The 15,264-nt window shown below is 63.6% G+C and carries 10 protein-coding genes and 1 pseudogene; 8 read left to right on the top strand and 3 right to left on the bottom strand.

Annotation, left to right across the window (positions count from 1 at the left end; genetic code table 11):
* A pseudogene (purH, locus tag ABYB95_RS05395) lies at positions 1-702 on the top strand (bifunctional phosphoribosylaminoimidazolecarboxamide formyltransferase/IMP cyclohydrolase); the annotation flags it as partial.
* Between the two features lie 154 nt (positions 703-856).
* Here the strand turns inward: purH and hemL are convergent.
* Positions 857-2,152, bottom strand: coding sequence for a glutamate-1-semialdehyde 2,1-aminomutase (gene hemL / locus ABYB95_RS05400; RefSeq protein WP_372657433.1), 1,296 nt, complete (start codon positions 2,150-2,152; stop codon positions 857-859).
* A gap of 109 nt (positions 2,153-2,261) precedes the next feature.
* Complete coding sequence (locus ABYB95_RS05405) at positions 2,262-3,203, bottom strand: hydroxymethylpyrimidine/phosphomethylpyrimidine kinase (RefSeq protein ID WP_372657435.1); 942 nt, start codon at positions 3,201-3,203, stop codon at positions 2,262-2,264.
* A 131-nt stretch (positions 3,204-3,334) separates the two neighbouring features.
* Here ABYB95_RS05405 and ABYB95_RS05410 point away from each other — a divergent pair, with 131 nt between their 5' ends.
* The 6 genes from ABYB95_RS05410 to ABYB95_RS05435 all read left to right on the top strand — a co-directional run bounded on the left by ABYB95_RS05410 (position 3,335) and on the right by ABYB95_RS05435 (position 13,492).
* The gene (locus tag ABYB95_RS05410) at positions 3,335-3,508 is read left to right on the top strand and encodes a rubredoxin (protein ID WP_372657436.1); all 174 of its coding nucleotides are present in this window, start codon (positions 3,335-3,337) and stop codon (positions 3,506-3,508) included.
* A gap of 105 nt (positions 3,509-3,613) precedes the next feature.
* Complete coding sequence (locus ABYB95_RS05415) at positions 3,614-4,012, top strand: PleD family two-component system response regulator (protein WP_372657437.1); 399 nt, start codon at positions 3,614-3,616, stop codon at positions 4,010-4,012.
* Complete coding sequence (locus ABYB95_RS05420) at positions 4,009-4,374, top strand: PleD family two-component system response regulator (RefSeq protein ID WP_372657438.1); 366 nt, start codon at positions 4,009-4,011, stop codon at positions 4,372-4,374. The genes ABYB95_RS05415 and ABYB95_RS05420 overlap by 4 nt, the downstream gene beginning before the upstream one ends.
* A 31-nt stretch (positions 4,375-4,405) precedes the next feature.
* The gene (locus tag ABYB95_RS05425) at positions 4,406-4,948 is read left to right on the top strand and encodes a chemotaxis protein CheW (RefSeq protein ID WP_372657439.1); all 543 of its coding nucleotides are present in this window, start codon (positions 4,406-4,408) and stop codon (positions 4,946-4,948) included.
* Positions 4,949-5,014: 66 nt separating this feature from the next.
* Positions 5,015-7,276: a methyl-accepting chemotaxis protein gene (locus ABYB95_RS05430; RefSeq protein WP_372657440.1), complete on the top strand. Its 2,262-nt coding sequence runs from the start codon at positions 5,015-5,017 to the stop codon at positions 7,274-7,276.
* 33 nt (positions 7,277-7,309) lie between these two features.
* Positions 7,310-13,492 carry an Hpt domain-containing protein gene (locus tag ABYB95_RS05435; RefSeq protein WP_372657441.1) on the top strand — a complete coding sequence of 2,061 codons (6,183 nt, stop codon included), beginning with the start codon at positions 7,310-7,312 and terminating at the stop codon, positions 13,490-13,492.
* A 51-nt stretch (positions 13,493-13,543) separates the two neighbouring features.
* Here ABYB95_RS05435 and ABYB95_RS05440 read toward each other — a convergent pair whose 3' ends face one another.
* Entirely contained in the window at positions 13,544-15,031 is a 1,488-nt protein-coding gene (locus tag ABYB95_RS05440) for a deoxyribodipyrimidine photo-lyase (protein ID WP_372657442.1), read from the bottom strand.
* 48 nt (positions 15,032-15,079) lie between these two features.
* Between ABYB95_RS05440 and ABYB95_RS05445 the strand changes: the two genes are divergently transcribed.
* On the top strand, positions 15,080-15,264 hold a 185-nt coding region (locus ABYB95_RS05445; RefSeq protein ID WP_372657443.1), incomplete at its 3' end, for a YqgE/AlgH family protein.

The following is a 15,264-nucleotide window of genomic DNA, read 5'->3' on the forward strand; positions in this document are numbered from 1 at the left end:
AGCTACAGCAAGGCCTTCCAGACCGACCCCACCAGCGCCTTCGGCGGCATCATCGCGTTCAACCGCCCGGTGGACAAAGCCGCTGCCGAAGCGGTGAGCAAACAGTTTGTGGAAGTGCTGATGGCACCGGGCTACAGCGAGGAAGCGCTGGCCATTTTCAAAGCCAAGGCCAATGTGCGCGTGCTGGAAATTGCGCTGCCACCGGGTGGCGCAACGGCTTGGGACAAAGGGCTCAACGCCAGCGACACCAAGCGCGTGGGCTCGGGCATGTTGATCCAGAGCGCCGACAACCATGTGTTGAACCGCGCTGACTTGAAAGTGGTCACCAAGCTGCAGCCCACGGAGCAGCAACTGGAAGATTTGTTGTTCGCCTGGAAAGTGGCGAAGTTTGTGAAGTCCAACGCCATCGTGTTCTGCAAAGACGGCATGACCATGGGCGTGGGCGCCGGTCAGATGAGCCGCCTGGATTCAGCCCGCATCGCGAGCATCAAGGCCGGTCACGCCAAGCTCACGCTGCAAGGCACAGCGGTCGCCAGCGATGCCTTCTTCCCCTTCCGCGATGGCCTGGATGTGGTGATCGACCAAGGTGCGAGCTGCGTGATCCAGCCCGGTGGTTCGATGCGCGATCAGGAAGTGATCGATGCGGCGGATGAGCGCGGTGTGGTGATGGTGACGACTGGTGTGCGCCATTTCAGGCACTGATGGTTCCCCCCGCGCCGCAAGGTTTAGCCGACCCCCGCGCCGCGACTGCCGCGCGTCACCCCCCCCAAGGGGGCGCCACTGGCGGCCCGGCAGAGCCGGTTCCGCGGTGACCTTGAATGAAGGCACTTCGCTTTGAGCGGAGTGCCTTTTGTCCTTACAGGGTCTTGAAGACTTCTTTGGCGGCCGAGACGGTGTCGGCGATGTCCTGTGCCGTGTGCGCCGCGCTTACAAAGCCGGCTTCGTACAAGGCCGGCGCGATGTACACGCCACGGTCCAACAATCCGTGGAACAGCTTGTTGAAACGGGCGTTGTCGGTGGTCATGACCTTGGCGTAGTTCTGCGGCAGTTCGTCGAACAGAAACACGCCGAACATACCGCCTTGGCTGTCGCCGCTGAAAGGCACGCCCTCGGCCGCTGCCGCGCTTTTGAGCCCGTTGACCAGCGAGCGCGTGGTGGCGGACAGCTGTTCAAAAAAGCCGGGCTTCTGGATCTCTTTCAGCGTGGCCAGACCGCAGGCGGTGGCGATCGGGTTGCCGCTCAGCGTGCCCGCCTGGTAGACGCCGCCCAGCGGCGCGAGCTGTTCCATCACCGCGCGCTTGGCACCAAAAGCGGCCAGCGGCATGCCACCGCCAATGACCTTGCCCATCACCGTCATGTCGGGCTCGAAGCCCGGAATCAGTTGGGCATAAACACTTTGTGCGCCGCCCAGCGCAACACGGAAACCGGTCATCACCTCGTCGAACGCCAACAACGCACCGTGCTGCGTGCACAGTTCGCGGCAGCGCTTCATGAACGGCACACTGGCGCGCACGAAATTCATGTTGCCGGCGATGGGCTCGATGATCAGGCAGGCCACGTCGGGGCCGTGCTCGGTGAACGCGGCTTCGAGCTGCGCCACGTTGTTGTACTCCAGCACGATGGTGTGCTGCACCACCTCGGGCGGCACACCGGCACTGGTGGGGTTGCCGAAGGTGGCCAGGCCAGAGCCGGCTTTCACCAGCAGGGCGTCCGCGTGGCCGTGGTAGCAGCCTTCGAATTTCAGGATTTTCTTGCGGCCGGTGGCGCCACGGGCCAGGCGGATGGCGCTCATGCCGGCTTCGGTGCCCGAGCTGACCAGGCGCACCATGTCGATGCTGGGTACCAGCTGGACGATGGCTTCCGCCAGCTCCACTTCGCGCTCGGTCGGTGCACCGAAAGAAAAGCCGTCTAGGGCGGCTTTCTGCACCGCATCCAGCACGGCGGGGTGGCCATGGCCCAGGATCATCGGACCCCAGGAGCCGATGTAGTCGATGTACTTCTGGTCGTTGGCGTCCCAGAAGTAGGCGCCTTGTGCGCGCTGCACGAAGCGGGGTGTTCCACCCACGGCCTTGAAGGCACGCACGGGCGAATTCACGCCGCCGGGAATCAGGCGCTTGGCGCGGTCAAACAGGTCTTGGTTGCGGTCGGTCATGGCAGGACTTGGAAAATGGGGTGAACGGGTTCGGGGTCGCCGCAGCGGCGGCAGACCCGGTTTGCCGGGCGCGTCGTGCTTGCGCGGCCGGCAAACGGCGGGCGTGGTGTCAATGCTTGGTGGTGTCGAGCGGGAAGTCGCTCAGGTCCAGCGTGCTGTCCGAGGGCGGTTCCACCGCTGCGGCAGATTCGTCGGGTTCGTCGTCGTGGGCCCAGAACAGGCGGTCGGGAATGGCGTGGCCCATGCCGGGCTGAAAACCCGCATCCAGGCACTGGTCCAGGTAGGTGAGGGCCTCGGCACACGCGGTTTGCAGATCGGCCCCACCCGCGATCAGGGCGCACAGCGCTGCCGACAGCGTGTCGCCTGCACCCGAGAAGGTGGCTTCAAAACGTTCGTAGCGCGCAGTCGCCAACACGGTTTCCGGCGAAGCCAGGTGGCTTTCCAGGTACTGATCGGCGGCATTGAAGCCGGTCACCAGGGTGTAAGGCACGCCGTGCACCGCTGCGGCGCGCGCGACATCGCGCGCATGCGGCGGGCGGTCGCCTTCCCAGTCGGGCAGCAACCAGCGGCACAGGGTGCTGTGGTTGCCCACCAGCACCGTGGTCTGGGGCAGCAGCAATTCGGCGCAGGCATCCAGATAGGTTTCGATGGACATCTCGTCCCACCAGGACAAATCCGGCATGTAGGCGATCACCGGCACCTCGGCGTAGTCGGTGGTGATTTCCGCGATGGCGCTCAGGTTTTCGGGGCTGCCCACGAAGCCGACCTTGAAGGCCTGTACCGGCATGTCTTCCAGCGCGCATCGGGCCTGCTCGGACACCGCTTCTTCGTCAAACGTTATGTGGTCGTGCACCTCGGAGGTGTCGCGCACATAGGCGCCGGTGACAACCGGCAGTACGTGGGCCGAAGCGCTGGACATGGCGGCGATGTCGGCGGCAAGGCCTCCGGCGCCACTGGGGTCGTTGGCGTTGAACACCATGACGCAGGGCAAAGCGAGTTCACCGGGCGCATTTTCTTCGGCGGGGTCGGGTGTGTCGAGATGGTCGGACATGGGCTGGTGTGTGAATCGCATCGTGCAGGCTACCATTGCCATCCCTAGGGCAAACCAGCAGCCAGCGGATCCCGATCGCTGTTCATCGCTCGATACAATGGCGCATTCTATGACACCGCCTATTTGTAAACATGACCGATACCAAGACTTGGATGTGCCTGATTTGTGGCTGGATATACGATGAAGCCGCAGGCTCGCCGGAACACGGTATTGCAGTTGGAACCCCGTGGGATCAGGTTCCCATGAATTGGACCTGCCCAGAATGCGGGGCACGCAAGGAAGATTTCGAAATGGTGCAGATCTGAGGTAGGTGGACCCGGGTCAGGGCGACTGTTTTGGAGACGTGGGTGCCATGACACATGGCTGGATGAGCGCCATTTCTTTCATCAGATATTGGGAGCAACCGGAACGTGAGCACAACGACTGCATTCAAAGTCCTGGTGGTGGACGACAGCAATACCATTCGCCGCAGCGCGGAGATTTTCCTCAAGCAGGGCGGCCATGAAGTCCTGCTGGCCGATGATGGTTTTGATGCCCTGGCCAAGATCAACGACTACCAGCCCGATCTGGTTTTCTGCGACATCCTCATGCCGCGTCTGGACGGTTATCAAACCTGCGCCATCATCAAACGCAATGCCCGCTTCGCCAACATTCCGGTGGTGATGCTGTCCTCCAAAGACGGGGTTTTTGACAAGGCCCGTGGACGCATGGTGGGCTCGCAAGAGTACCTGACCAAACCATTTACCAAAGACCAGTTGTTGCAAGCGGTGCAGCAGTTTGGCGCAACCCCCTCAGGAGCAGCACGATGAGTATTCAGAACATTCTTGTGGTCGACGATTCCAAGACCGAGCTTCTTTTCCTCTCGGACTTGCTGAGTAAAAACGGCTACAAAGTTCGCACCGCTGAGAATGCCGAAGAGGCCTTTCGTCGGCTGGGAGAGGAAAAGCCGGAATTGATTCTCATGGATGTTGTGATGCCGGGTCAGAATGGATTTCAGTTGACCCGGGCGATTGCGCGGGATCCCCAATATTCCGACATCCCCATCATCATGTGCACCAGTAAAAATCAAGAGACCGATCGGGTGTGGGGCATGCGGCAAGGTGCTCGCGACTACATCACCAAGCCGGTGGACGGCGCGGAGCTGTTGTCCAAGATCCGGGCGCTGGGCTGAATCCAGGGATCACACCCCTCACACACCGAGCATGGCCAATCGACAGTCACTTAAAGAACTGCAGGAACGTCTGGCGCTTCGATTGTCCGCGGCCAAGTCTGAGGCGGCGACCGCGTCGTGGCTGGCGGTGGAAGCGGGAGGGCAGCGCTATCTGATACCCCTCGTTCAATCGGGTGAAATTTTCCCGTGGGCCGTTGTGCAAAGCGTGCCCTATACCAAGCCCTGGTATCTGGGGGTCGCCAGCCTGCGGGGTGGTTTGCATGGCGTGATCGATCTGGCGCGGCTGGTCGGCGGTGTCGACAACGGAGCGCTGGCCTTGCGCGACGCCGAACGTGTCACATCGGAGTCCCGGCTGTTGAGCCTGCACACCGCCTTGGGCGTCAACGCGGTTCTTTGGGTGGACCGGCTGCTGGGTTTGCGCAACCCGTCCATGTTCGTCGAAATGATCGGCAAGGCGCCGGACGCCCCTCCCTATTTCGCACAGTGTTTGCTCGATCATCAGCGACAGGCTTGGCAGGAGCTGGACTTGCAGTTGCTGGCGGACGAATCCGAATTTTTGGCCATTGCGGCCTAGTAGTTGAGGCGCAGAGGCCGTAGCGGCCGCGCTTTGCATTTCCTTTTTTTGTTGGAAGGTTTTTCCATGGCCATGCTCGATCAATTCCAGGGACTGTTCAAGAAAAATGCGAGTGACGAGCCGGATTTGAGCGGTGTCTCCGATCAGCAGATGGCCGAAATCGCAGCTGCCAGCCTTGCGCCCGAGCCGTCGGAGGTCTCCGGCGATTTTGCTGAAAGCCGGCTGGCGGATCGGGGGGAAGCGTCCGGTGCACAAGGTCAGGGGCAGGTGTCGTTGCCTTTGCTGGGCACCAAACCCGCGGAACAGCACCAGCGCACATTGGCCATCTTCTTGGCCGTGGGACTGGCCGTGTTGGGTGGCGTGACCTTTTATGCGCTGAACCAGACCGAGAAGGTGGGCCAACAGGTGGCTGCCAGCGGTCGGGCCCTGATGCAGTCGCAACGCCTTGCTAAAAGTGTGTCGCAAGCGCTGATCGGTAGCGCCGCAGCCTTCCCTGAGGTGCGTGACAGTTCGGATGTGATGTTCAAAACCGTGCACGGGCTTCAGCAAGGCAGTGCCGAGCTGTCCATGGATCCGGTCGAGCAGGGTTTCATGCCGCAATTGAACGAGCTGATGCCCCAGGTCGACAACGCCGCGCGCAACGCCGGTGTGGTGCTGGAGCAGCAGGCCATCTTGACGCAAGTCGGCAACGCGCTGCGCATCATCAACCGCCAGTCTTCCGATTTGCTGGAAATCGCAGAGACCATTTCGTCGCTGAAGTTGCAGCAGAACGCGCCGGCAGCCGAAATCTCGGCGGCTGGTCAGTTGGTGATGCTGACGCAGCGGATTGGTAAATCGGCCAACGAATTCTTGACCATGGAGGGTGTGAGCCCCGAGGCGGTGTTCCTGTTGGGCAAGGACTTGAACACCTTCCGTGAAATTTCAGATGGCCTGCTGGGCGGCAGTGAGGAACTGCGGCTGAACGCGGCGCGCGACCCACAGGTGCGCGAGCGGCTGGAAGCGCTGTTGGCGCTCTATGCCGAAACCCGCACCGAGGCGGGTGCGATTCTGGGCAACCTGCAGGGCTTGGTTTCTGCGCGCGAAGCGCAGGTCAAGATCATCGAAGAAAGCGAACCCTTGCGCCTGGGGTTGCAGAAGTTGCAGGCCGACCTGTCCTCGCGTTCGGGGCTGGGTGGCGGACAGCTCGCCGCGCTGACACTCGCGGCTTTGTTTGCCTTGCTGTGCGCGGTGGGCTTGGCCTACGTGCAGCTGCAGGACAGCCGGCAGCGCCAATCGGTGGCCGAGCGCCAAAGGCTGGAAGCAGAATCGCTGGAGCAGAGTGCCAAGCGGGTGAACGACGCGAACCAGGCCGCCATTTTGCGGTTGATGAACGAATTGCAGACGGTGGCCGAAGGTGATTTGACGCAGGAAGCCACGGTGACCGAGGACATCACCGGCGCCATCGCCGACTCCTTGAACTACACGGTGGAGGAGTTGCGCTCGCTGGTGGGCAACGTGCAGGCCACGGCCACGCGTGTGGCCCAGACCACGTCGGCGGTGGAGAGCACTTCCACCGAACTGCTGGCGGCGTCCACCGAGCAGCTGCGTGAAATTCGCGACACCGGTGAGTCGGTGCTGGAGATGGCACAGCGCATCAACCAGGTGTCCGGTCAAGCGCAGGAGTCGGCCACGGTGGCGCGGCAATCGCTGCAAGCGGCCGAGTCGGGTTTCCAGGCGGTGCAGGACGCCATTGGCGGTATGAACGCCATCCGCGACCAGATCCAGGACACGTCCAAGCGGATCAAACGTCTGGGCGAATCGTCGCAGGAGATTGGTGAAATCACGGAGCTGATCTCCGACATTACGGAACAGACCAACGTGCTGGCCTTGAACGCCGCCATTCAGGCCGCGTCCGCCGGTGAAGCCGGGCGCGGGTTCTCGGTGGTGGCAGAAGAAGTGCAGCGGCTGGCCGAACGTTCGGGCGATGCCACGCGGCAGATCGCGGCATTGGTGAAGACCATTCAGACCGATACCCAGGACGCGGTGGCCGCTATGGAGCGATCCACGCAGGGTGTGGTTGAAGGAGCCAAACTGTCGGACAACGCCGGTACCGCACTGACCGAGATCGATCGGGTGTCGCGCCGACTGGCCGAGCTGATCGAACAGATTTCCAATGCCGCCTCCCGCGAAGCCGATTCGGCCAACGAGGTGGCGGGCAATATCCAGCACATTTTTGCGGTGACCGAGCAAACCGGTGAGGGCACACGATCCACGGCCCAGCAGGTGCGAGAGCTCTCCGTCATGGCCGAGGAATTGCGCCAGTCGGTGGCACGTTTCAAGATCGCCTGACCGGCCGTTCAGCGGATCAACCAGACACACACCATGCTCGAGACCAATGCCGAAAGCCCGTTGACGGATGTCCCGCTTGCCGACCTCGGACCGCTGGCCTGGGTGTTCGAGGAATTGCGCAAATCGCTGGATGCGGCCAACAAGGCCATCAAGCGTTTCATCCGTGAAACCGAGCAATCGCGCCACGACGACTTGGAGGCAGCCGACCCGAGTTCCTTGAGGGTGGCACGGCAGCAGTTGCACCAGGCGGTGGGCGCGCTGGAGATGGTGGGTTTGGAGGCGCCGGCCCAGGTGCTCAGAGCCACGGAGGCGGCGGTGCAGCGCTTTGTGCAGCGCCCGCAAGATTGTGATGAGCGGGCCGCCACCAAGGTGGAGCAGGCCAGTTTTGCGCTGGTGGAATACCTCGAAGCCATTCTCAACAACAAGCCCATGCAGCCCGTGGCCTTGTTTGCCCAGTACCGCGACGTGCAGGAACTGGCGGCGGCCGAGCGTGTGCATCCTTCGGATCTGTGGCCCTACGAGCAGCGCGGCGTTGACGTGGCAGCGCCGGTCGATACCAAGGCCTTGAAGGCAGACGCCAGCCTGCGCTCCCTGTTTGATCGTTTGGTGCTGCTGGTGGTCAAGACCAACAGTCTGGCGTCGGCGCTCCAGCTGGCGCGCATGTGTGCGGGCTTGTCTGCAGGTGCGAGCGAACCCCGGCAAACCACGTTCTGGCGTGTCGCTGCCGCATTTTTTGAAGCGCTGGGGCACAAGCTGTTGAGCCCTGACGTGTACACCAAGCGGGCGGGCTCGCGCATTCTGATGCAGTTCGCCAGCATGGTGAAAGGTCAGAGCCAGGTTTCTGAAACCCTGTTGCACGACCTGCTGTTCTTTTGCACGCAAGTCCAGGGCGAGCTGCCCACAGCGGCTGTGCACCTGAAGGCTGTGCGCGAAGCTTTTGGTCTGGGGGCTAGCAAGGCGGTCGATTACCAGAAGGCGACATTGGGTCTGTACGACCCAGCGATCTTGGCGCAGGCGCGCAAGCGCATCCATTCGGCCAAAGAGGCCTGGTCGCTGTATTCCGGTGGAGACGCGAGCCGGGCCAGACCCGTGATCGATCAGTTCGGTCTGGTCTGCGACTCCCTGTTGAAATTGCACCCAGCCAGCAGCGTGCTGGCCCAGGCGCTGGTCAAGGCGGTTGATCTGGCCGCTCGGGAGCCCGAAGGCGTCAAGCCCGAATTGGCGATGGAAGTGGCCACCACGACCTTGTATCTAGAGGCCGTTTTTTCCGACTTTGACCCCAATACCCCGGAACTGACGGAGCGCACCCAGGCGTTGGCCGGGCGCCTGGAGCGCGTGCTGGGTGGTTCTCCTGCACAGCCGCTGGAACCGTGGATGGAGCTGTTGTACCGCTCCGTCAGCGATCGCCAGACCATGGGCAGCGTGGTGGGCGAACTCAAGGTCTCGCTGAACGAAGCCGAAAAATCGCTGGATCAGTTTTTCAGGACGCCGCACGAAAAGGGTGGCCTGCATGTCGCGATCTCGCACCTGGCGCAGATGCGGGGCGTGCTCTCGGTCTTGGGTCTGGAGCAGGCGGTGCAGACCGTTGCGCGCATGCGCAGCACGGTGGAGCAGATACTGGACACCGAGGTCGATGAAGCCAGGGCGCGCGAAGCCGGTACCTTCCAGCAACTGGGCAACAACCTGAGCGCGCTGAGCTTTCTGGTGGACATGCTCAACTACCAGCCGGCCTTGGCCAAGAAGCTGTTTGTTTTCGACGAAGAACAAGGCTTGCTGCTGCCCCTGATGGGGCGCACACCTGCGGCCGCCAGAGGTGTGGTCGCGGACGAGGGCGTACAGGCCATCCGTGAGCAGGTCCAGCGGGTGGTGGATGGAGCAGACGACGGCATCAACCTGAGCGAGTTGAGCGAACAACTGGATCAGCTGGCCACCCAGGCGGGCTTGGCCGATCAGACCAAGGTGGCGCAGGCGGCCAGCCGGGCCGCCGAAGCGGTGGCGGGCAACGATGCCGCGGCCGGCGCGCAAGCCTTGGTCGGGTTGTCGCAAAGTGCGCCATTCCGCGAATCGGTCACGCCCGCCGATGACTCGGGTGCCGACAACGAAGAAGACGATCTGCTGGACATTTTCTTGGAGGAAGCGCGGGAAGTGGTGGCCAACGGGCACAAGGCCGTGACCGCGCTGCAGGCGTCTCCAGACCAACTGGAAGAGTTGACCACGTTGCGCCGCGCCTTCCACACGCTCAAGGGCAGTTCCCGCATGGTGGGTCTGCAGGCCTTTGGCGAAGCGGCCTGGTCCATGGAGCAATTGTTCAATACGCTGCTGGGTGAGCAGCGTGCCGCCAGCCCCGATTTGCTGAAGCTCTCCGGTGAAGCTTTGCAGGCGTTTGGTCATTGGGTACAAGACATCACCGACCGTGCCGACGACACCTGGTCCGCGCGACCGTTCCAGCTCAGCGCCCAGGCTTGGCGCGACGAGGCCCGCTACCTGCCTCTGAACGGCACGACCGTGGCGCCGCCCGAAGCGGAAGGCGCTGAGATGGCGGAGCCGCAAGCGATGGCCGCCGACGCGGTCGTGGACCCGCCTCAGGCGCCCGAACCGGTGTCCGAGTCTGCCTCTCTGGATCAGGCCGAATCGCCCGCCACCGAAGAGCCGGATTTTGATCTGCCGCTGGAGCTGGATGCCGAGTTGCCACAGGCCGATTTTGTCGACTCAGACCATCTGAGTCCCGACAGCTTGTTCACCGATGTGCCGGGCCACGTGCCCGAGGCGCCGCCCATGCTGGCGGATTTTGATCTGGATGCGTTGGCGCAGGTGTCGGCCAAGCACGCTTCTGACCAAGCTCTGGAGCAGTCCGCCGAGTTCTCGCCGGTGGAGCTGCCGGTTGAGCCGGTTCCTGTAGCCGAAGCCGATGCGCTGCATGTAGAGGAACCCAGCTCGGAGCCGCCCGAGGCGGAATCCCTGGTACCGGAAGTCGAGATCGAGGCCGCTGACACCGTTGACCTCGTTGAGCCGGGCGACGGCCTTGATGTCGAAATCATCGATACGGGTGACGCCACGGACGCGCTAGCCAGCTTCGACGAAGTCGATGCGCAGGGCCTGGAGCCCGTGTTGTCCGAGGCCTTGCCGCCTGCCGATGGGAGCATGGATTTCACGGGCAGCGGGTCGGATGTGCCAGACGAGCAGACCAAGCTGATCGGATCTTTGCGCATCGGCCTCAAGCTCTACAACGTCTACCTGAACGAAGCCGACGAATGGTCCAGACGGCTGGGCACCGCGTTGGCCGAGTGGAATCTGGAACGGCACGAGACCATTCCGGAGCAGGCCGGTGCGCTGGCGCATTCGCTGGCGGGCAGTTCTGCCACGGTGGGGTTTCAGTCCTTGTCCCAGATCGCGCGTGCGCTGGAGCATGCCATCGAAACTGTGGGCGCGCACCAGCAAGAAGGAAGGGCCGCCAGCGCGGAGCAAGCGCAGCTGTTCGTGGATGCTGCTGAAGAGATACGCCGCCTGCTGCACCAGTTTGCCGCCGGTTTCCTGAAAGAGGCCAACCCCGAGTTGCTGGCTGCTTTGTACCAGGTGGTGCACGAATGGATCGCGGGTGCGTCCGAGTCGTCGACCGCTGTGGTGGCCGATACACCGCCGGGCGCCAGTGCCGCCGCAGCGCCCGATATCGACATCTCGGGGCAGTGGGCAGATGCCTCGGCCGCTGCGCCGCAAGCGCCATCCATCGCAGACAAAGGCCGCGATTTCGAATCCACGGCCTTTGCCCACGAGGTGACGGAGTTCTCGCCGCTGTCGTCGAGCGAGCCGGTGCGTTCCGGCCCGGTGCAGGACATCGACGACGACATCGATGTGCTCGACACCATCGATATCGACCTGTTCCCGATATTTTCCGAAGAAGCCCACGAGTTGCTGCCTTTGCTGGGCGGCGCCTTGCGCCAATGGGTGGCCCGCCCCGACAACGCCAGTGCGCGTGCCGAGGTCTTGCGCAGTTTGCACACGCTCAAGGGCAGCGCCCGTCTGGCGGGTGCGCTGCGTTTGGGTGAAATGGCGCACCGCATGGAAACCGTGGCCGAGCGCCTGGGTTCCGACGTGCAGCGCAGCGAAGCGCTGGAGCCTTTGTCGACGGCTTTCGACGCCATCATGGCGCGCTTCGATCTGTTGCGGCACACCGACTTGCCCTTGCAAGGCGTGGTGCAGCGCGCGCCCGAGCAGGCGCCGGTGGATGCGGCGCCCGAATCCCGTTTCGACGACGCGCCGCAGCCTGCCGAATCCACGGCGCTGCCCGCAGCGCCAGCCACCGGCGGCACCGATCTGTCCGGCCTCACCATGCCCCGGGTCCCGGTTCGGTCGCAGGCCCGCGCCGGTGCTGCCGTGCGTGTGCGTCCCGAGCTGCTCGACCGCCTGGTGAACCAGACGGGTGAGGTCATCACCACGCGTTCGCGCATGGAGTCCGAGCTGGTCACGCTGCGTGGTTCGCTCAAAGACCTGACCGGTAACCTGGACCGCTTGCGCCAGCAGCTGCGCGACATCGAACTGCAGGCCGAAACACAAATGCAGTCGCGTTTGGCCCAGGCACGCGATGCCGATCAATCGTTCGACCCGCTGGAATTCGACCGTTTCACGCGCGTGCAGGAACTGACCCGCATGATGGCCGAGTCGGTGAACGACGTCGCCACCGTGCAGCGCAATTTGCAGCGCGCCGTGGAGGCCACGGAAGACGGTCTGGTGGCCCAGGGGCGCCAGACGCGGGATTTGCAGCGCGATCTGCTGCGCACGCGCATGGTGGAATTCGAAGGTATTTCCGAGCGCCTGTACCGGGTGGTGCGTCAGGCTTCCAAAGAAACCGGCAAGCAGGTGCGGCTCGACATCTCGGGCGGTCAGATTGAAATGGACCGAGGTGTGCTGGACCGCATGGGTGCTTCGTTTGAGCACCTGTTGCGCAACTCCGTGGTGCACGGCATCGAGATGCCCGAAGCGCGCTTGGCGGCGGGCAAGTCTGCCGAAGGCCAGATCGAAATCCGCCTGGCTCAGGAGCGCAACGACGTGTCGGTGGTGTTCCTGGACGACGGCGCGGGTCTCAATCTCGCCAGCCTGCGCGAAAAGGCGCAAGCCCAGGGCTTTGTGCAATCGGGCGCCGAGCTCGACGACGCACAGGCCGCGCAACTGGTGTTTGCGCCCGGTCTCAGTACCGCCAGCGAGGTGTCCGAATTGGCCGGCCGTGGCATTGGCATGGATGTGGTGCGTGCCGACGTGATCGCGCTCGGTGGTCGCATCGAAACCGCGACCCGCGAGGGCCAGGGCACGAGCTTCAAGCTGGTGTTGCCGCTGACCACCGCCGTCACGCAGGTGGTGATGTTGCGGGCCGGTGCTCTGACCTTTGGTGTGCCGTCCAACGTGGTGGAACTGGTGCGCCGGGTGCCCAGCGACGAGTTGAACCAGGCCTACGCCAACAACAGCCTGCGCGTGGGCGACGAGGACGTGCCCTTCTACTGGACCGGTGCGCTGCTGCAGTCGTCGGCCCACTCGAACGAGCCGCAGGGCCGCACGCTGCCGGTGGTGATCTTCCGAAGCGCGGCCCAGCGCGTGGCCATGCACGTGGACGAGGTTTTGGGCAACCAAGAGGTGGTGGTCAAGAACCTGGGGCCGCAGCTGTCGCGGCTGCCCGGTCTGGCCGGCATGTCGGTGCTGGCCTCGGGCGCCGTGGCGTTGATTTACAACCCGGTGGCGCTGGCTTCGGTGTACGGCAGCCAGGTGCGCGACTGGGTGGCGCAGAACGCACAAATGATGCCGGCGGTGTCCAGCGACGCGCAAGCGGTGCCGGACATGAGCGCCAGCATGGTGCCGCTGATCCTGGTGGTGGACGATTCGATCACGGTGCGCCGGGTGACCCAGCGCCTGCTCAAACGCGAAGGCTACCGCGTGACGCTGGCCAGCGATGGCTTGCAAGCGCTGGAACGCTTGCAGGTGGAGCGGCCCACGGTGGTGCTGACCGACATCGAGATGCCGCGCATGGACGGTTTCGACCTGGTGCGCAACATCCGCAGCGACGCCAATCTGGCGGGCTTGCCGGTCATCATGATCACCTCGCGCATTGCCGAGAAGCACCGGGTGCATGCGCGCGAGCTGGGTGTGGACCACTACCTGGGCAAACCCTACTCGGAAGACGAACTGCTGGCGCTGGTGGCGCGCTACGCGCAGGCCGTCGCCGAAGCTTAAAGAGAACACCGCCCTGCGCCCCGTTCCCGGGGTGCAGTGGTGGCCGCTGCTTCAGGTCGGGAGCTTGCCCGGCTTTTTCACCACCGCATACCGCAGCAGCGTGCGCTCCCGCGCCAAGGCATGGTCCACCACAGGCATGGGGTAGTCCTGGCCCAGCACCAAATCGGCGGCCGCCAGCTCCACCTCGTTGGCCCGCCAGGGTGCGTGGATGACCGGGTTGGGCAGGGCGGCGAGCTGGGGCAGGTAGCGTCGGATGAATTTCCCTTGCGGATCGAACTTCTCGCTCTGGCTCACCGGATTGAAGATGCGGAAGTAGGGTTGGGCGTCGCAACCGCTGGAGCTGGCCCATTGCCAACCGCCGTTGTTGGCGGCCAGGTCGTAGTCGAGCAACTGCTCGGCGAAATAGCGCTCACCCCAGCGCCAGTCCAGCCCCAGGTCTTTCACCAGAAAACTGGCCACCACCATGCGCAGGCGGTTGTGCATGTAGCCCGACTGGTTGATTTGCGCCATGGCAGCGTCCACCAGCGGGTAACCGGTGCGGCCCGTGCACCAGGCCGCGAACAGCGCCTGGGCGTGCTTGCCGTGTTCAAACTTGATGCGGTCGTATTCGGGTTTGAAGGCGCCTTCCATGGCATGTGGAAAGTTGGCCATGATCTGGTGGTAAAAATCGCGCCAGATCAGCTCGGACAACCAGGTGCTTGCCCCCTGCATGCCCTGCAAATGCATTTGCCAGGCCACGGCGGCCACCTGGCGGATGGAGATGGTGCCGAACCGCAGGTGCACACTGAGGTAACTCGGGCCTTTCACGGCGGGGAAATTCCGCGTCTGCTCGTATTGGTCGATGCGTTGCACGAAGTCTTCAAACAGCTGCCGCGCACCGCTGGCGCCGGTGGCGGTCTTCAGCGAAGCGCTGGCGTTGTCTTCAAAGTCGATGTCGGACAGGCGGGGAATAGGGCCTCTCCATTCGGTGGGCACGGGCGCCAGCGCACCCGCGTGGCCGGCGGTCGGATGGGGTGCGAGGTGCTGCGCCTCCACGGTTTTGAGCCAGGCGTTCTTGTAGGGCGTGAACACGCCATAGGGGTGGCCGGCCTGGGTCAGCAGCTCGCGCCGTTCCAGGATCACATGGTCCTTGAAGCCGTGGAACATGATGCCGGCGTGGGCCAGCGCACCCAGCACATGGGCGTCGCGCGCGCGCGCGGCGGGCTCGTCGTCGTGGTTGGCGAACACAGCCTGTACCGACAGACGCTGGGCCAGCGTGGGGATTTCGTCCATGGCGCGCGCGTGGCGCACGATCAGGCCGACATGGTCGGTCCTGTGTTCTTGTCCCAGCGCGCGCAGCCGTTCATCCAGCTCCACCAAGGCGGCGCGGATGAACGCCAGCCGCCGGTCCGCGCGCGGCAGCGGATCGAGGATGTCGGTGTCGAACACGAACACGCACCACAGGCGCCGGCAGGCCTGTAGCGCGCTGGAGAGCGCATGGTTGTCTTCGACCCGCAGATCGCGCCTGAACCACATCAGGCCTTGATCGTATTTGTTCATCGCGCTTGACTGGATGGATGGGGGGAGCGGGCGGCTTAAAATCCGTGCATGTCCGCTGATTTTGCCCCCATCAACCTGACCAATCATTTTCTGATTGCGATGCCCAACCTCAGCGACGAATTGTTTTCGCGCAGTGTGGTCTTCATGTGCGAGCACAGCGAGCGTGGCGCCCTGGGGCTGGTGATCAACAAACCCAGCGACATTCTGCTGCCGCGTCTGTTCGAGAAAGTCGA

It is taken from the genome of Hydrogenophaga sp. (assembly GCF_041633695.1).
Lineage (GTDB): Bacteria > Pseudomonadota > Gammaproteobacteria > Burkholderiales > Burkholderiaceae_C > Hydrogenophaga.

Bases quoted from the DNA above. Each gene is read 5' to 3' on its own strand.
- ABYB95_RS05430 (WP_372657440.1), top strand. From the start codon at position 5,015: ATGGCCATGCTCGATCAATTCCAGGGACTGTTCAAGAAAAATGCGAGT.
- ABYB95_RS05410 (WP_372657436.1), top strand. From the start codon at position 3,335: ATGACCGATACCAAGACTTGGATGTGCCTGATTTGTGGCTGGATATAC.
- ABYB95_RS05420 (WP_372657438.1), top strand. From the start codon at position 4,009: ATGAGTATTCAGAACATTCTTGTGGTCGACGATTCCAAGACCGAGCTT.
- ABYB95_RS05435 (WP_372657441.1), top strand. From the start codon at position 7,310: ATGCTCGAGACCAATGCCGAAAGCCCGTTGACGGATGTCCCGCTTGCC.
- hemL (WP_372657433.1), bottom strand. From the start codon at position 2,152: ATGACCGACCGCAACCAAGACCTGTTTGACCGCGCCAAGCGCCTGATT.
- ABYB95_RS05425 (WP_372657439.1), top strand. From the start codon at position 4,406: ATGGCCAATCGACAGTCACTTAAAGAACTGCAGGAACGTCTGGCGCTT.
- ABYB95_RS05405 (WP_372657435.1), bottom strand. From the start codon at position 3,203: ATGTCCGACCATCTCGACACACCCGACCCCGCCGAAGAAAATGCGCCC.
- ABYB95_RS05440 (WP_372657442.1), bottom strand. From the start codon at position 15,031: ATGAACAAATACGATCAAGGCCTGATGTGGTTCAGGCGCGATCTGCGG.